General features: G+C 53.5%; 15 protein-coding genes and 1 tRNA gene. 5 read left to right on the top strand and 11 right to left on the bottom strand.

What is annotated here, in order from left to right; genetic code table 11:
• Window positions 1-33: 33 nt before the first annotated feature.
• Window positions 34-921 carry a YghX family hydrolase gene (gene yghX, locus JG725_RS12445; protein ID WP_199378228.1) on the top strand — a complete coding sequence of 296 codons (888 nt, stop codon included), beginning with the start codon at window positions 34-36 and terminating at the stop codon, window positions 919-921.
• A gap of 83 nt (window positions 922-1,004) precedes the next feature.
• Here yghX and JG725_RS12440 read toward each other — a convergent pair whose 3' ends face one another.
• Entirely contained in the window at window positions 1,005-3,191 is a 2,187-nt protein-coding gene (locus JG725_RS12440) for a TonB-dependent siderophore receptor (RefSeq protein WP_199378226.1), read from the bottom strand.
• Window positions 3,192-3,616: 425 nt separating this feature from the next.
• On the opposite strand from JG725_RS12440, the gene JG725_RS12435 reads away from it, so the two are divergent.
• Window positions 3,617-4,321 (top strand): DUF421 domain-containing protein, encoded by a 705-nt coding sequence (locus tag JG725_RS12435; protein WP_172290098.1) that lies wholly within the window; start codon window positions 3,617-3,619, stop codon window positions 4,319-4,321.
• Window positions 4,322-4,420: 99 nt separating this feature from the next.
• Here JG725_RS12435 and chaB read toward each other — a convergent pair whose 3' ends face one another.
• From chaB to xerD, 7 genes are all read right to left on the bottom strand, one after another.
• Complete coding sequence (gene chaB / locus JG725_RS12430) at window positions 4,421-4,651, bottom strand: putative cation transport regulator ChaB (RefSeq protein ID WP_172290099.1); 231 nt, start codon at window positions 4,649-4,651, stop codon at window positions 4,421-4,423.
• A gap of 404 nt (window positions 4,652-5,055) precedes the next feature.
• Window positions 5,056-5,129: transfer RNA gene (locus tag JG725_RS12425), tRNA-Gly, on the bottom strand.
• 184 nt (window positions 5,130-5,313) lie between these two features.
• Window positions 5,314-6,831 carry a lysine--tRNA ligase gene (lysS, locus tag JG725_RS12420; RefSeq protein WP_172290100.1) on the bottom strand — a complete coding sequence of 506 codons (1,518 nt, stop codon included), beginning with the start codon at window positions 6,829-6,831 and terminating at the stop codon, window positions 5,314-5,316.
• 8 nt (window positions 6,832-6,839) lie between these two features.
• Window positions 6,840-7,938, bottom strand: a protein-coding gene (gene prfB / locus JG725_RS12415; protein ID WP_172290101.1) for a peptide chain release factor 2 whose coding sequence is annotated in 2 segments (ribosomal slippage) — window positions 6,840-7,862 and window positions 7,864-7,938 — 1,098 coding nt in all. Because the reading frame shifts where the segments join, the coding sequence is not laid out codon by codon here.
• 188 nt (window positions 7,939-8,126) lie between these two features.
• A complete protein-coding gene (gene recJ / locus JG725_RS12410) occupies window positions 8,127-9,872 on the bottom strand; it encodes a single-stranded-DNA-specific exonuclease RecJ (protein WP_199378224.1) in 1,746 nt (581 codons plus the stop codon).
• 6 nt (window positions 9,873-9,878) lie between these two features.
• On the bottom strand, window positions 9,879-10,598 hold the full coding sequence (gene dsbC, locus JG725_RS12405; protein ID WP_199378223.1) for a bifunctional protein-disulfide isomerase/oxidoreductase DsbC: 720 nt from the start codon (window positions 10,596-10,598) through the stop codon (window positions 9,879-9,881).
• 68 nt (window positions 10,599-10,666) lie between these two features.
• Window positions 10,667-11,566, bottom strand: coding sequence for a site-specific tyrosine recombinase XerD (gene xerD / locus JG725_RS12400; protein WP_172290104.1), 900 nt, complete (start codon window positions 11,564-11,566; stop codon window positions 10,667-10,669).
• Window positions 11,567-11,909: 343 nt separating this feature from the next.
• Between xerD and JG725_RS12395 the strand changes: the two genes are divergently transcribed.
• On the top strand, window positions 11,910-13,235 hold the full coding sequence (locus JG725_RS12395) for an MFS transporter (RefSeq protein ID WP_172290105.1): 1,326 nt from the start codon (window positions 11,910-11,912) through the stop codon (window positions 13,233-13,235).
• A gap of 124 nt (window positions 13,236-13,359) precedes the next feature.
• Window positions 13,360-13,878: a flavodoxin FldB gene (gene fldB / locus JG725_RS12390; protein WP_172290106.1), complete on the top strand. Its 519-nt coding sequence runs from the start codon at window positions 13,360-13,362 to the stop codon at window positions 13,876-13,878.
• 6 nt (window positions 13,879-13,884) lie between these two features.
• Here the strand turns inward: fldB and rlmF are convergent, their stop codons facing one another.
• From rlmF to sdhE, 3 genes are all read right to left on the bottom strand, one after another.
• Complete coding sequence (gene rlmF / locus JG725_RS12385) at window positions 13,885-14,841, bottom strand: 23S rRNA (adenine(1618)-N(6))-methyltransferase RlmF (protein WP_172290107.1); 957 nt, start codon at window positions 14,839-14,841, stop codon at window positions 13,885-13,887.
• Between the two features lie 65 nt (window positions 14,842-14,906).
• On the bottom strand, window positions 14,907-15,311 hold the full coding sequence (locus tag JG725_RS12380; RefSeq protein ID WP_199378221.1) for a protein YgfX: 405 nt from the start codon (window positions 15,309-15,311) through the stop codon (window positions 14,907-14,909).
• Window positions 15,292-15,558: an FAD assembly factor SdhE gene (gene sdhE / locus JG725_RS12375; protein WP_172290109.1), complete on the bottom strand. Its 267-nt coding sequence runs from the start codon at window positions 15,556-15,558 to the stop codon at window positions 15,292-15,294. Before sdhE ends, JG725_RS12380 begins: the two co-directional genes overlap by 20 nt.
• Window positions 15,559-15,764: 206 nt before the next feature.
• On the opposite strand from sdhE, the gene ygfZ reads away from it, so the two are divergent.
• Window positions 15,765-16,751, top strand: coding sequence for a tRNA-modifying protein YgfZ (gene ygfZ / locus JG725_RS12370; protein WP_199378219.1), 987 nt, complete (start codon window positions 15,765-15,767; stop codon window positions 16,749-16,751).
• Window positions 16,752-16,755 lie beyond the last annotated feature (4 nt).

The following is a 16,755-nucleotide window of genomic DNA, read 5'->3' as shown; positions in this document are numbered from 1 at the left end:
CATCTGATTAACTCAAGTGTAGAGGATTCGGTTATGGCACGTATGACTGCAAAAGATTTCTCGCCGGAATTGCTTGAACTGTATGATTACTATGCGCATGGAAAAATCACCAAACGTGAATTCGTCTCTATGGCGGCAAAATTCGCCATCGGCGGGATGACCGGCCTGACGCTGCTCAGTATGCTGAGCCCCAATTATGCGCTGGCGCAACAGGTTGAATTCACCGATCCCGCGATCATTCCCGAATATATCCGTTATCCCTCACCCTCAGGGCATGGCGAGGTGCGGGGGTATTTTGTGCGTCCAGCGGCGGCGACCGGCAAAGTTCCGGCGGTCGTGGTGGTGCATGAGAACCGGGGACTGAATCCCTATATAGAAGACGTGGCTCGTCGGGTCGCTAAAGCCGGTTTCATTGCTCTGGCGCCTGATGGACTAAGCTCGGTGGGCGGCTATCCCGGTAATGATGATCAAGGACGCGAGCTGCAACAGCAGATCGATCCGACCAAATTGATGAATGACTTCTTCGCGGCGATCGACTTTATGATGCATCACCCGGACACCACCGGTAAGGTAGGGATCACCGGTTTCTGCTATGGCGGCGGTGTGTCAAATGCGGCAGCGGTCGCTTTTCCCGAACTGGCGGCAGCCGTTCCTTTTTACGGACGTCAGGCGAATCCGCAGGACGTGCCCAAAATCAAAGCCCCGCTACTGATCCACTACGCAGAACTGGATACCCGCATCAACGAAGGTTGGCCCGCCTATGAAGAAGCGCTGAAAGCCGCGGACAAAACCTATGAGGCCTACATTTATCCAGGCGTTAATCACGGTTTTCATAACGATTCGACGCCGCGCTACGATAAAGCCGCCGCCGAGCTGGCCTGGGATCGCACCATCAACTGGTTTAACCGCTATCTGGCGTGATTGCCGTCATAGGCGGGTGTGCGCACGTTGATGCTATCAGCTATACCCGGGTTTCCCCGGGTATAGCTAGTGAAATATGGCGATCAGAAGTTGTAAGTCAAGCTGGCATGATAGGCGCGGCCCGGCTCGTTATAGGTTGATGCCCCGTCGTTTTCACGATAGACGCGTTTGTCGAACAGGTTGTTGACGCCCGCATTAACCCGCACGTTTTTCGTGATGTCGTAATTCACGCCAAGTCCCACAACGGAATAAGACGCGACTTCCTTATTAGACATGCCGCTGCTGAATTCAGTGCGGTTTTCCGCATTCTGGCGCGGTTTCTGACGTCCATACATCGTCCAGGCCACATTCGCCGATAACTGTTCGGTTACCTGCCAATCCAGTATGGTATTGATGGTGTATTTGGGAATGACAGACAGCGGATTACCGGTATCTTTATTCTCGGAAGTGATCATATAGGTCGCATTGGTACGCCAGTTCAGCGTATCAGGCACCACCGGCACCACCAGATTGGCTTCCAGCCCTTCCACCACCGCTTTGCCGCCGTTTTCCCATTGATAGATATTACGACCGGAAGACGTGGTGCCCAGAGAGTCGAGACCGGAGATGATTTTGTTCTTGTAGTCGTTGCGGAACCAGGTAATCCCGGCGTCATAACCCTCGTAGGTGAACTCCAGCCCAACCTCTTTATTGACGCTGATTTCCGGATCCAGATTGTCATTACCAATCAGATAGCAAGCGACGTTGGTACCGATCGGGCAACCATTGCCGTTGCTGGTCATCAGGTAACCTTCACTGGACTGGTACAGGTTGGGGGCCTTGAATGCCCTGGCGATCCCCGCTTTCAGTGTGAAGTAGTCGCCCAGTTCCTGAGAGGCGTTCAGGCTCGGACTCCAGTTGGCGCCGAACTCGTTGTGATAATCGAGGCGCAGGCCGGGGATGATATTGGTGCCCGGCGCAGCTTCGATATTATCCTCGAAATAAAGGGCGCTCAGCGTCGCGCTGTTTTTGCTGCTGCGTCCATCCGGGTTGCCCGATATGCCGCCGATATCCGTATCTGTGGCGCTATAGCCGGTTGCGGCCGGATCGTTAAGCTTGTCGCGGTTCCATTCGGCGCCTAAGGTAGCAGTCTGATCCGCCAGCCAGTGGAACGGAACGTTAGCTTCAAAATTGGCTCGGTAGCTGTCCAGTCTGCTAGTGTCATATTCGGTGCTGTTGGGCGCGCCTTCCGTTCGTCCGGCATAGCCTTCGCCCAAGCGGGTATTGTTGGTTTTTTCATAATAAAAACCGGTTCTCGTCTGGCCCCAGTCCCAGATGCCGTTATGGGTTACGCCGTAGGTCTGCCGGTACAAACGGTTGGTTTCCTGGCCGTACATATTTTCCACAATATCGGTCTGACCGGCGGGCAGCGAGTCATGGTTACTGTACTGAACATCCCCGGCGTAGATATTGCCCTGACGGCTGTAAGCGTATTCGAAATCCATGATCTGCTGGGGATTGATCTTCCACGACAACAGCGTGTTGATATCTCTGTTGCGCACCCCTTCGCGCCCGGCGGCAGTGGTATCGGCGATGGAACTATTGATATCGGCGGCGTCGGCGTCAGTCTTATTGATATTGCCATACACCCGCATGGTCAGCGTATCGTCGATCAACGGGCCGTTAAGGCTAAAGTTAGCCCGGTTGGTGGCGCCTTCTTTATTATCTTCCGGCTGATTGGTATACACAGTGAATGAGCCATGCCAGTCGTTGGTGGGGCGTTTGGTAATAATATTCACCACACCGCCCGCCGCGCCGGAACCATAGCGTGCGGCGGCCGGACCGCGCAATACTTCGACCCGCTCGACCATCTCCACCGGCACCCAGTTGGTATCGCCGCGGGTGTCACGTTCACCTGTCCGGCTATAGCGGATGGCATTACGCGAGGAAACCGGTTTGCCGTCGATTAGAATCAGCGTGTTCTCCGGCCCCATGCCGCGGATATCGATCTGGCGATTATTGCCGCGAGCGCCAGTGGCGCTGTTGCCGGTCAGATTAACGCCGGGCATTTTACGAATAAGATCCGACAGGTCATTAACCGGCGGCGATTTCTGAATATCCTCGGCGGTAATGATGGAAACCCCTGGCTGCTGTTTCAGCGCTTCCTCCGCCGTCGCCTGCACTACCATGACATCTTCTTGTGTTTCTTCTGCTGCGTAGACGTTACCGCTCAAAATTCCAGCCAGCAGTACGGCCAATGGTCGCTTAATGTAATTAGTTGTTACATTCATTATATTTATCCCCATTTATGTACATAATTGCAAGCAAAGACTAATGATAATAATAATGATTATCATTGTATATATGTCGGGAAAAACCTCACATTTCCTCCATAATGTGTGGCGTGAAAAGAGGATCGTAATGATGAATACATCAATGGGGATGTCTAATTTATTTATTAAAAACAATTAATTATATAAAAACGTCTTTGCGTAAAGAACGAATAGGCAGTATTTCTTATGGGGGTTTATAGGTAACCGCGGACAGGCATTCCTGACAAAGATACCGCTCGGATGTGGGCGATGATTGCCATACTTGTCATCAAGCGATATTTATCCTGCCATCCTAATGATAAAGACGATGAGCGTTAGAGAGCGACGCAAGCGCATATATAGCCTACCCTCATTATTACGCTACTTTATCGGAAGAGTGATATATGGTCGTTTTTGATGTGAGTCGGATGGCTATTAATAATTTCCCCATCAGCTACTTAGGAGAGGTCGCCGTACGCTCGATCATCTCATTCTTTTTCGTTTTAACTTTTATCAAACTGATCGGCCGGCGTGGAATTAAGCAAATGACGCCGTTAGAGTTAGTGATCGTTTTATCTCTGGGATCGGCGGCCGGGGATGTGGCTTTATATGACGATACGCCCCTGCTTCCAGTACTGGTGGTGTTTGTTGTGGTTATTTTGCTGTACAAGATGTTTGCATATGCATTGAAGAAAAGTGATTATTTCCAGGAAAAATTTGATGGAAAACCGCTTTTGATTATTGAGGATGGCGTATTGAAATGGCATAGCCTGCAAAAGCAAAGTTTCTCAATGGATGAAGTGATGATGGAGCTGCGGCAGAAAAGCATTGAACAGCTTGGACAGATTAAATTAGCCTTTCTTGAAATAGATGGAAATATCAGCGTATTTGAGCATGAAAAAAAGGACATTAAACCTGGCTTGACCACGTTACCTTTATATCTGTTAGCGATTAAAGAGGAAATAGACGATAAAGGTTATTATTCATGTTGTCACTGTAGTCATACACAATATCATGAAGCGCAAAACCAGCCTGGAAGCAACAAGGAAAAATGTCCCCGGTGTGGGAAAACGCGATGGGTTAAATCAGGGTTTCAGCCTATGGAATAATAAGGTCTTGAATATTTATAGATTACCGAGAGTCTGACACTGACAAATGGTCGACCGAGCAATAATATTTTTATTGCCATCGGCTACCATGGTAGGGAGTTATTTTTTCTTGTGCCACTTGTTATCATCTTTTTTTTCATACTGGTTTTTCACCGCGCTCCATGCCACCTTATGAGCGGTTTCTTCCCTACTGTCATCGCCCCGCCTGTCGTCAGCATCTTTATATTGATCCCAAGCGCTATTGAACGCTTCTTTATATATTTCCTGCGCGTGGGAAGGCAGTACGTTTTTTACATTATCAGGAAGTTGTTCTTTCGATGAATAAGGCATCTCCACCCCCGTCTTTTTTAATTTCAATGTCACTAATAAGATAAAGTATGAGAGGAAATTATTATAATAATGTAAGATTATTCCTAAACAAAAGAGAGAGTGATAAGTGAATATGGAATAATGATTCTCTGTGAAATTATTAATTGAGGGATTACCGGTTTAAATTCTGCTATTTAACTGGGCATTCAATTATATCGATGCCGGGCGTCTAATCTTCTCTTGCGGCGCGACCTATCTCAAGCACTGTAAGCGGCATGGGTATAGAATTTCGCGTATAACCAACGCCTATACACATAACTATACAGATTTTGCTAGACGTCGATTTTCCCTGAGCAAACGCAACTCGACTTTAAGCCTTGTAGAGACAGGATGGATGGACTTAGCAGAGGTTGAGAAACTGTAATTGGAGCGAGTGAAGGGAATCGAACCCTCGTATAGAGCTTGGGAAGCTCTCGTTCTACCATTGAACTACACTCGCAACGGGACAGCGCTTGGCATTATAGCGCTATCCCGTTGCCGGGCAAGCAAAAAACCCGGCAAAACTGTTTAGCTTTTGACCGGTTACACGTTTGGCGAGGCAAGTGCGGGGAAAAAAGCGTTATAAAACGCAAACGGCGCGATTAAGCGCCGTTTGGCGACATCCTATTCGTCAGCAGGGAGTATTACTTCTGCGGACGCATCGCCGGGAACAGGATCACGTCGCGGATAGTGTGGCTGTTGGTAAACAACATCACCATCCGGTCGATGCCGATCCCCAGACCGGCGGTCGGCGGCATACCGTGCTCCAGCGCGGTCACGTAGTCTTCGTCGTAGAACATGGCTTCATCATCACCCGCGTCTTTGGCGCTGACCTGCTGGGCAAAGCGTTCGGCCTGATCTTCGGCGTCGTTCAACTCGGAGAAACCGTTGCCAATTTCACGTCCGCCGATGAAGAATTCGAAACGATCGGTGATTGCCGGGTTCTGATCGTTACGGCGCGCCAGCGGCGACACTTCTGCCGGGTATTCGGTAATAAACGTCGGTTGGATCAGGCTGCTTTCCGCGGTTTCTTCAAAGATCTCGGTAACGATGCGACCCAGCCCCCAGCTTTTCTCGATTTTAATGCCTAAAGACCGGGCAATGTCAGACGCTTTATCAAAATCGTCCAGATCGGCAACGTTGGTTTGCGGGCGGTATTTGCAGATCGCTTCGCGCATGGTCAGTTTCTCAAATGGTTTCCCAAAATCGAAACTCTGATCGCCGTATTCGACCGTCGTGGAACCTAATACCTGCTGCGTCAGCGTGCGGAACAGGTTTTCCGTCAGTACAATCAGGTCTTTATAATCGGCATACGCCATATAAAGTTCCATCATGGTGAACTCAGGGTTATGGCGCGGGGAAACCCCTTCGTTACGGAAGTTGCGGTTGATTTCGAACACGCGTTCAAAGCCGCCGACCACCAGACGCTTCAAATACAGTTCCGGCGCAATGCGCAGGTACATATCGATGTCCAGCGCGTTATGATGGGTGATAAACGGACGCGCCGCCGCGCCGCCGGGGATCACCTGCATCATCGGCGTTTCCACTTCCATAAAGCCATTATCGACCATAAAGCTGCGGATCGCCGCCATCACTTTTGAACGAATACGGAAAGTATTGCGCGATTCATCGTTGGCGATCAGATCCAGATAACGCTGACGGTAGCGGGTTTCCTGATCGGCCAGACCGTGGAATTTATCCGGCAGCGGGCGCAGGGCTTTGGTCAGCAAACGCAGTTCGGTACAGTGAACGGAAAGCTCGCCGGTTTTGGTTTTAAACAGTTTGCCGCGCGCGCCGAGGATATCGCCCAAATCCCATTTTTTGAACTGTTCGTTATAAACGCCCGCCGCCAGATCGTCGCGGGAAACGTACAGTTGAATACGTCCGCCCACATCCTGTAACGTCACAAAGGAGGCTTTCCCCATGATACGACGCGTCATCATCCGGCCGGCGACGGTCACTTCAAGGTTCAGCGCTTCCAGCTCTTCGTTTTCTTTGTCGTCATAGTCGGCGTGCAGCAGGTCTGAGGTGCTGTCACGGCGGAAATCATTCGGAAACGCAATGCCGTTTTCACGCAGCGCCGCCAATTTTTCACGCCGCGCTTTCAGTTCGTTATTAAGATCCTGCGCCTGATCGGCACCCTGTGATTGTGATTCAGACATGTGATTCCTTATAGCCCCGCTTTTAAACTTGCTTCAATAAATTTATCCAGATCGCCATCCAGCACCGCCTGGGTATTACGCGTCTCTACTCCGGTACGCAAATCTTTGATGCGCGAATCATCCAGTACATAGGAACGGATCTGGCTGCCCCAGCCGATATCGGACTTGTTATCCTCCATTGCCTGTTTCTCAGCATTTTTCTTTTGCATTTCAAACTCGTACAGCTTGGCTTTCAGCTGTTTCATCGCCTGATCTTTGTTTTTATGCTGGGAACGGTCGTTCTGGCACTGCGTCACGATATTGGTGGGGATATGGGTAATACGTACCGCGGATTCCGTACGGTTTACGTGCTGACCGCCCGCGCCGGAAGCGCGGTAAACGTCAATGCGCAGATCGGCGGGGTTGATTTCGATATCAATGTCGTCATCCACTTCGGGATAAACGAAAGCGGAACTGAACGAGGTATGTCGGCGGCCGCCGGAGTCGAATGGGCTTTTACGCACCAGACGATGTACGCCGGTTTCAGTACGCAGCCAGCCAAAGGCATAATCGCCGATGATTTTGATGGTGGCGGATTTCGTGCCGGCCACTTCACCATCGGACTCTTCAATAATTTCGGTTTTGAAGCCTTTGGCTTCCGCCCAGCGCAGATACATCCGCACCAGCATGCTGGCCCAGTCCTGCGCCTCCGTGCCGCCGGAGCCCGCCTGAATATCCAGGTAGCAGTCGGCGCTGTCATATTCGCCGGAGAACATGCGCCGGAATTCCAACTGGCTTAATTTATTTTCCAGCGCGTCCAGCTCGGCGCTGGTTTCATTGAAGGTGTCTTCGTCGTCTTCTTCCACCGCCAGCTCAAGCAAGCCGGCCACATCTTCCAGCCCCTGGGTCATCTGATCGATGGTATCGACGATAGCTTCCAGCGAGGAACGCTCTTTACCCAGCGCCTGCGCGCGTTCGGGTTCATTCCAGACGTCAGGCTGTTCGAGTTCGGCGTTTACTTCTTCGAGGCGTTCTTTCTTGGCATCATAGTCAAAGATACCCCCTAAGAACGGCGGTACGTTCCGACAGATCCTGAATGCGGTTTTTTACCGGATTAATTTCAAACATGATTTTTTATATTCTTACGTTAAGTCGTCGACAACGGAATGGTATGGCCCTACGGGCATAAACCGGACATTCTAACGGATAACATGCTCAGTTTATATACCCAATAGATGTCGAGTTGCAGGCGCACGGGCTGCAACTTGAAAGATGACGGGTATCGCCTTTCCGCCCGCCGTATTTCGTTCACCGCCTCAGCGCGGCCACAGATGCTGAATCAGCAACTGTACCGAGCGTTTACCGCGAAACTCGTTAATATCCAGCCGGTATACCATTTCCACTTCTTTAATGCTCGGATCCGGCCATACGGACGTATCAACATTAAACGCGATGCCATCCAACAAAGGCACCTGCCCTTTGCCGTCAAGCGGTTCAAACATCGCTTTCAAATGGCGCGCTTTTAACAGACGGGGTTGCAGAATACGGAATCGGCCATCGAACGTCGGTTCAGGAAACGCTTGTCCCCAGGGGCCGGCGTAACGCAGCATCTCCGCCGTTGATAACAGATTCAGTTCCGGCAGCGCCAACTCGCCATCAGACCAGACGACGCCTTCGAGTTGAGAAGGATCGAGCCACTCGCCGACCAGTGCGCCGAAACGCTGCCGGAAATCCTCGAACCGATCTTCATGCAGCGAAAGCCCCGCCGCCATGGCATGTCCGCCGAATTTCTGCATCATGCCGGGATACAACGTGTCCAGCCGTTCCAGCGCATCACGCAGATGCAGACCGGCAATGGAACGTCCCGACCCTTTCAGCATGCCATCGCCGGCGGGCGCAAAGGCAATCACCGGACGATGAAAACGCTCTTTAATGCGCGACGCCAGAATCCCGACCACGCCCTGATGCCATTCCGGGTGGTATATCGCCAGTCCGTAAGGCAGCGCGGCGCGAGTACGCTCCAGCGACTCGCACAGGTGCAGCGCTTCCACCTGCATGCTTTGCTCGATTTCACGGCGATCCTGATTCAGCGCGTCCAGATCGCTGGCCAGCATGCGCGCCTGAGTGATGTCGTCACTCAGTAACAACTCCACCCCTACCGTCATATCGTCAAGCCGTCCGGCCGCGTTCAGACGCGGCCCAAGCGCAAACCCCAAATCGCTGGCCACCAGTTGACCGGCATCGCGGTTCGCCACTTCCAGCAGCGCCCGAATGCCCGGACGACACTCGCCGGCGCGAATGCGGTTCAACCCTTGCGCGACCAGAATACGGTTATTGGCATCCAGCGGCACCACGTCGGCCACCGTGCCCAACGCCACCAAATCCAGCAGCTCGGTGAGATTCGGCTTTGGCAATCCTTGTTGCGTAAACCAGCCGCTCTCACGCAGGCGCACAAACAGCGCCATCATCAGATAAAACGTCACCCCCACGCCTGCCAGCGCTTTGGAGGGAAACAGACAATCGGGAAGGTTGGGGTTAATCATCGCATCGGCGTCAGGCAGCGTTTCCCCCGGCAGATGGTGGTCGGTCACCAGCACGGCGATGCCGCGTCGATGCGCTTCCTCGACCCCCGCATGGGAGGAAATCCCGTTATCCACGGTGACAATGATCTCTGCGCCCAACCCGGCTGCCTGCGCGACGACCTCCGGGCTTAGCCCGTAGCCATCTTCAAAGCGGTTCGGCACCAGATATTTCACGTTCACGCCGCCCATACCGCGCAGCGCCAGCACGGCGAGCGCGGTGCTGGTGGCGCCGTCGGCGTCAAAGTCGCCGACGATCACCATGCGGCGTTTCTCCGCCAGTGCCCGTTGCAGAAGATCGACCGCTTGCTCAATTCCGCTTAACAAACGGTAATTGTGCAAGCCGCTCAGGCTACGTTCCAGTTCCTGCGCGCCCTTAACGCCGCGCTGCGCATACAGGCGGCGCAGCAATGGCGGAACGGTGTCGGGTAAATCAATGTCCTCCGCCAGCGGACGCCGGCGGAGTTGGGTAATCATTTCCACTTAGCCTCAACCACCGGTTTTCTTCGATGCCTTGTGCGCATCCAGCATCGCCAACATCTCTTGCGGCCCTTGATAACCGGGCACGATCATACCGTCTTCCAGCACAATGGCCGGGGTACCCTGCACGCCAAACTGAACGCCGAGCTGATAGTGCGCGGCGATATTGGTCTTGCAGGTCGCCGGGGAAATCTCTTCGCCTTTCAGCGCGTCATCGAACGCCTTGTTGCGATTAGCCACACACCAGATGGACTGCATATCTTTCTCCGCCTGAGAATTTGGCCCTTGACGCGGGAAAGCCAGATAGCGCACGGTAATGCCCAGCGCGTTGTACTCTTTCATCTGCTCATGCAGTTTGTGACAGTAGCCGCAGGTGATGTCGGTAAATACGGTTATCACATGTTTTTCCTGCGCCGCTTTATAGACGATCATCTGATCCTGCAACGCATCCATTTTTGCTTTTAAAATCTGACTGGTCACGTTCAGCGGCGCGTTGCCGCTCACGTCGTACAACGGCCCCTGAATAAGATGCTTGCCATCCTCGCTGATATAAAACACGCCGCTGTCGGTCAGCACGGTTTTCATGCCCGAAACCGGCGCGCTCTGGATCTGCGCATCCGGCATCCCCAGGCGGGTCATGGTCTGTTTGATCGCCGCATCGTCGGCGTGAGCAAACCCGGCAGCCGTTGCCGCCAATAATAGAGAAAGTAGTCGTAACCCTTTTTTCATTTCATCAATCCTGTTTCGGTAACTACGCCGAAGCGATACGCTGATAACCAACAATCCGGCAACAGCCATCACGCTCGCGGATGATGCCGCTGATGGAGCTGTTTCAGACGCTCCGTCGCAACATGGGTATAAATCTGCGTCGTTGAAAGATCGCTGTGCCCCAGCAACATCTGTACCACCCGTAAGTCCGCGCCGTGGTTCAGCAAATGGGTGGCAAACGCATGACGCAGCACATGCGGCGAAAGTTTTGCGCTATCGATGGAGGCCAGAATCGCATAGTGCTTGATACGATGCCAGAACGTCTGACGCGTCATCTGCCGCGCGCGGTTACTGGGAAACATCACATCCAGCGTCCGCCCGTTGAGCAACCACGGCCGTCCATATTCCAGATACTGTTCAATCCAGTACACCGCCTCTTCACCCAACGGCACCAGCCGTTCTTTATTCCCCTTGCCGATGACCCGCACCACGCCCTGACGCAGGCTGACATCGCCGATGGTCAGCCCCACCAGTTCCGAGACTCGCAGCCCGGTGGCATACAATACCTCAAGCATGGCCTTATCGCGCAATTCCAGCGGTTGATCAACGCTGGGGGCGCTGAGCAGCGCTTCGACCTGGGCCTCGCTCAAATCTTTCGGCAACCGCTGCGGCAGCTTCGGGGATGACAATACGGCGCTGGGATCGTCGCTGCGGATTTTTTCCCGGTAAAGGTACTGGAACAGCCGACGCATGGCGCTCAGTAAACGCGCCGAGCTGGTCGCTTTATACCCGCCTTCGATGCGTTCAGCCAGAAACGATTGCAGATCAATCGCCTGCGCCCGCAGCAAATCGTTATCGTGGTGCGCCAGCCACTCAGCCAGCGACCGGAGATCCAAACGGTAAGAGGCCAGCGTATTTTCCGCCAGATTGCGCTCCAGCCACAGCGCATCAAGAAATTGTTCAATAAATGTCTGATCCTGCGCGTGCATCGCAGTATCCTCTCTAACTCATCGGCCTCCATTATGCCTGAGCAATCCGTTAAGGGGCTAATCATCGTGATATAAAGGCGGCCAACAGACTTTCGACTCGAACACGAAAGAGATAATCGCAAAGATTGTCGGATCTCACATATCCCGTGATATCTCACATCGTCATAACATTCTCCGGTAAAAACATCATGTGCTGAGATTATATCTTACACATGCCGTATATGTCGGAATAGGCTCCAGACGCGGCTTTTCTCCGGACGATACCCCTGCGAAATCCCCGTTGAAAAGCACTTTTTTCCATGCATAGAATAAGCGTTCGTGTTGTTAAAAAAGATGAATCACCATGCAAGCCACCATCACCCCCACTATCGACGCAGAGGCCGACGCTTCGCCGGTAAACTCCAGAAGTAAAGTTGTTATCGCCTCTCTGGTGGGTACAGCTATTGAATTTTTTGATTTCTATATCTACGCCACCGCCGCCGTGCTGGTGTTTCCCCATATCTTTTTTCCGCAGGGCGATCCGGCGGCGGCCACGCTACAGTCTCTGGCGACGTTTGCGATTGCCTTTATCGCCCGGCCGATTGGCTCAGCGCTATTCGGTCATTTCGGCGACCGCGCGGGCCGTAAGGTTACGCTGGTGGCGTCGTTGCTGACCATGGGTATTTCAACCGTACTGATCGGTCTGTTGCCCAGCTATGAAACCATTGGCATCCTTGCTCCCATCCTGCTGGCGCTGGCGCGTTTCGGGCAGGGCCTGGGTCTGGGAGGCGAATGGGGCGGCGCGGCGCTGCTGGCGACCGAAAACGCGCCGGCCCACAAGCGGGCATTGTACGGTTCATTCCCTCAGCTTGGCGCCCCGATCGGCTTCTTCTTCGCCAACGGCACCTTCCTGCTGCTCTCCTGGCTATTGACCGACGAGCAATTCATGCAGTGGGGCTGGCGCGTGCCGTTCATTTTCTCCGCCGTGCTGGTGTTAATCGGTCTGTACGTGCGCGTCTCCCTGCACGAAACGCCGGTCTTCGCCAAAGTCGCCAAAGCGGGCAAGCAAGTGCGGATCCCCATTGGAACGCTGTTCAGTAAACATATGAAAGCCACCATTCTTGGCACTTTCATCATGCTGGCGACCTACACGCTGTTCTACATCATGACCGTTTACTCCATGACCTACGGCACCACGCCGTCGCCAAGAGGGCTGGGGTTCTCGCGCAACACCTTCCTGTGGATGCTGATGATCGCCGTCATCGCCTTCGCCGTCATCATCCCTTTGTCGGGGTATCTGGCCGACATCTTCGGACGGCGTAAAACCATGATTACCGTTACCTGCCTGATGCTGGTGTTCGCCATGCTTTTCCCGTCAATGCTGGGTTCCGGCAATCAGGCCATGGTGATGGCTTTCCTGATCTGCGGCATGGGCATGATGGGGTTGACGTTCGGCCCGATGGGCGCGCTGCTGCCGGAGTTGTTCCCAACGGAAGTGCGTTATACCGGGGCATCGTTCTCCTATAACGTGTCGTCCATTCTCGGCGCCTCCATCGCTCCCTATATCGCCACCTGGCTGACGGTGACTTACGGCCTGTTCTATGTGGGGATTTATCTGGCGGCCATGGCGTCGCTGACGCTGATCGCCTTGCTATTGAGCAAAGAAACCCGCCATCAATCGCTTGGCTAAATCGATCTGACGGCAGTGAAGGCGACGGCCTTCACTGCGTCTTTCTTTCCTCCGCCCATCATTTTAGAATATCCGCTTCTGACTCCCTCATTTACTTCGACCAGGAACGACGTCCCTACCGCCTATGAAAATCGGTCTGTTTTACGGCTCAAGCACCTGCTATACCGAAATGGCAGCAGAAAAAATCCGCGACACGCTGGGTGAAGATCTGGTGGATCTGCATAACGTTAAAGATGTCGATCCGCAACGTATGGAAGAGTACGACATGCTGATCCTCGGCATTCCGACCTGGGATTTTGGCGAACTTCAGGAAGATTGGGAGGCTATCTGGCCACAGTTACCCACCCTCAGGCTGAGCGGCAAGATCGTGGCGTTGTATGGCATGGGCGACCAGTTAGGGTACGGCGAGTGGTTTCTTGATGCGTTAGGGATGTTGCACGACCAGTTACTGCCGCTGGGGGTGAAGTTTATCGGCTATTGGCCGGTGGCAGGTTATGACTTCACCAGCCCGAAACCGCTGACCGCCGATGGCAAGCAGTTTGTCGGGCTGGCGCTGGATGAAGTCAATCAGTACGATCTCAGCGACGAGCGAATCGCGCAATGGTGCGAGCAGATTCTGCTGGAAATGGAACCGCTGCTGTAAACGCCATCACCGCTTCTGCTTCTGTAGCCACCATCTTGCGCGCGCAGGCGTATCAAAAAAACTCCAGGCCACGAAGCGGCTCTGTTTCTGCCCCTGCGCCATATTGATGGTTCTGACTTTCTCTGCCCCGGCGCTTTCCAGCGCACGATAAAGGTCGGGCAGGTTTTCTTTGCGCGATACCAGCGAGGTGAACCACAGGCACTGGCGGGCAAAGCTGGCGCTCTCGCCGATCATCTGACTGATAAACGCGGTTTCCCCGCCGTCGCACCACAACTCATCCTGTTGACCGCCGAAGTTGAGCGGCGAGTTTTTATCCAGACCAAGATTATGCAGTTTGCGCTGCGATCCTTGCCGCGCATCGGCGGCGGAAGCGTGGAACGGCGGGTTACACAGCACTGCGTCAAAGATTTCGTTCTTATGAATGATGCCGGCAAGAATCGCTTTGCTGTTTTTCTGACGACGTAACCGAATAGCCCGATTCAGGCCGGGATTCGCCTCAATGGTGGCATTGGCGGCCTGCATCGCCTGCGGATTAATTTCGCTGCCGGTAAAACGCCAGCCATATTCCCGATAACCAATCAGCGGATAAATACAGTTGGCGCCGCAACCGACATCCAGCACCGACGCCTCACGCGGCACCACGGATTGATTGTCTTCCGCCAGCAGATCGGCCAGATGGTGAACGTAATCCGCCCGGCCGGGCACCGGCGGGCAGAGAAAACCATCGGGAATAATCCAGTGTTCAATCTGATAGAAATGGTGCAATAGCGCCTGATTGAGCACCTTAACGGCCTGCGGATCGGAAAAATCAACCGATTCGTCGCCGTAGGCATTCACCTTCACAAAGGGGATCAGCGCCGGGTGGATTTGTTTTAGCGCGGGAAAGTCATATCGACCGCGGTGGCGGTTACGCGGGTGCAGCACATTTTTTTGCACGGCATGTTTATCAGCGGGCGTTGTCATCGGCTTCTCTCTTATTCAATGCCGCGTAAGATACCTGCTGCGCTAATCGAGGTAAATCACTGCCGTTATTTTTTATGCTGCAACAGCAACTGGCGCAGGTGCCGCCACTCTTCTTCGTCCATGCTGTCCGACGCCAGCCACAGGCGCTGCCGCCCTTTACCCTCCGTCGATTTCAGCGACAGCAAAATGCCATGCTTCAACATCCACGGACGTTTGATAATCAGCCATTCCCGCCGCTGCCAACGCAGGAGCATGTCGCCGAGTAATGAAATTTCCCCCTGGCGGGATTTGATATTGCGCTGGCTGCGGATAAAACCGAACACCACCAGCGTGACCAGCCCCAGCCACAGCACGGTATAGCTGTCCGGCCAGGGAGCCAGCAGTATCAGTAAAACCAGCAGTCCGTGCACAACCAACGAGAAAAGCTGCATGCGCCAGGAAACGCGAAGGTCACATTGCCACTGGGCCACGGTCTTTGTTTCGCGTCTGGATAAGGGAGATCATACGTTTCAGATCCTGATCTTGCGGTTCACCGTGATTCATCAGCCAGTTAAACAGATCCGGATCGTCACACTGCAACAGGCGGACGAATGTTCGCTTGTCATCATCGCTTAATGCATCATAGTCATGCTCAAAAAAAGGCATGATAGAAATATCCAACTCTCGCATACCGCGTCGACATGCCCAATGAATCCGTGATTTGTTATCGATTTCCATGCTTATACCACCTTGTTATCGATGCTGACTATCAGTGTAACCTGATTTCAGCAACAGGTATTCAACAAATAGTAACACTTTGACATATTTTAGCGTCGCATTGCGCGCCGCATCGCAGACCTGACCGCACAATAACCCCTTGCAAACCCCGGCCGCTCTTTTACCATTAGGCCATTCGCTTATCGTATCGCGCGCAGGATTGTACTATGGCTAATCAACCGTCTTTTACTTCACAACCCCCGTTTGTCTCGGCTCATTTACCCGCGACCCTGATCTCGCTTGACGACTGGGCATTGGTCACATTAAGCGGCCCCGACACCGTCAAGTACCTTCAGGGGCAGGTCACCGCCGATGTGGCCGCGCTACCGGCCGACCAGCATATACTCTGTGCCCACTGTGACGCCAAAGGGAAAATGTGGAGCGATCTGCGTTTATTCCAGCGTGGGGAAGGTTTCGCCTTTATCGAACGGCGCAACCTGCGCGACACCCAACTCAACGAGCTGAAAAAATACGCCGTTTTTTCTAAAACCACGATTGCCGCAGACGACGATGTCATTCTGCTGGGCGCGGCCGGCGCGCAAATCCGTGAACTGCTGGGCCCGATTTTCGATATCCTGCCGGACGCCGAGCATCCGGTGGTTCAATATCAAGGCGCCACCCTGCTGCATTTTTCTCATCCGGCGGAGCGTTTCCTGCTGGTGCTGAACGCAGAGCAGAGCGCTGCGCTGCTGGAACGGCTGGCGGACAAAACCGGGTTAAATGATAGCCGCCAATGGCTGGCTTTGGATATTGAATCCGGTCTGCCGATCATTGACAGCGCAAACAGTGCGCAGTTCATCCCGCAAGCGGCTAATTTACAGGCATTAAACGGGATTAGCTTCAGTAAAGGCTGTTATGCCGGGCAGGAAATGGTTGCCCGGGCCAAATACCGGGGGGCCAATAAACGCGCGCTTTACTGGCTGGCCGGCCAGGCAAGCCGGGTTCCCGAAGCGGGAGAAGATCTTGAATTACAACTGGGAGAAAACTGGCGGCGCACCGGCAGCGTACTGGCGGCCTGCCGCTTACAGGATGAAAGCGTATGGGTACAGGCGGTGCTGAACAACGATCTGGACGCCGACAGCCTGTTACGCGTGCGGGATGACGCCGACAGTCAACTGGCGATCCAACCCCTGCCTTACGCAATAACCGACTGAACGT

The organism is Brenneria sp. L3-3C-1, assembly GCF_016456245.1.
In the GTDB taxonomy this organism is placed as follows: domain Bacteria; phylum Pseudomonadota; class Gammaproteobacteria; order Enterobacterales; family Enterobacteriaceae; genus Brenneria.
Note: the sequence above shows the minus strand (reverse complement) of the source record. Positions and strands in the feature narration are given on the sequence as shown.

Bases quoted from the DNA above. Each gene is read 5' to 3' on its own strand.
- yghX (WP_199378228.1), top strand. From the start codon at position 34: ATGGCACGTATGACTGCAAAAGATTTCTCGCCGGAATTGCTTGAACTG.
- JG725_RS12440 (WP_199378226.1), bottom strand. From the start codon at position 3,191: ATGAATGTAACAACTAATTACATTAAGCGACCATTGGCCGTACTGCTG.
- JG725_RS12435 (WP_172290098.1), top strand. From the start codon at position 3,617: ATGGTCGTTTTTGATGTGAGTCGGATGGCTATTAATAATTTCCCCATC.
- chaB (WP_172290099.1), bottom strand. From the start codon at position 4,651: ATGCCTTATTCATCGAAAGAACAACTTCCTGATAATGTAAAAAACGTA.
- lysS (WP_172290100.1), bottom strand. From the start codon at position 6,831: ATGTCTGAATCACAATCACAGGGTGCCGATCAGGCGCAGGATCTTAAT.
- dsbC (WP_199378223.1), bottom strand. From the start codon at position 10,598: ATGAAAAAAGGGTTACGACTACTTTCTCTATTATTGGCGGCAACGGCT.
- xerD (WP_172290104.1), bottom strand. From the start codon at position 11,566: ATGCACGCGCAGGATCAGACATTTATTGAACAATTTCTTGATGCGCTG.
- JG725_RS12395 (WP_172290105.1), top strand. From the start codon at position 11,910: ATGCAAGCCACCATCACCCCCACTATCGACGCAGAGGCCGACGCTTCG.
- fldB (WP_172290106.1), top strand. From the start codon at position 13,360: ATGAAAATCGGTCTGTTTTACGGCTCAAGCACCTGCTATACCGAAATG.
- rlmF (WP_172290107.1), bottom strand. From the start codon at position 14,841: ATGACAACGCCCGCTGATAAACATGCCGTGCAAAAAAATGTGCTGCAC.
- sdhE (WP_172290109.1), bottom strand. From the start codon at position 15,558: ATGGAAATCGATAACAAATCACGGATTCATTGGGCATGTCGACGCGGT.
- ygfZ (WP_199378219.1), top strand. From the start codon at position 15,765: ATGGCTAATCAACCGTCTTTTACTTCACAACCCCCGTTTGTCTCGGCT.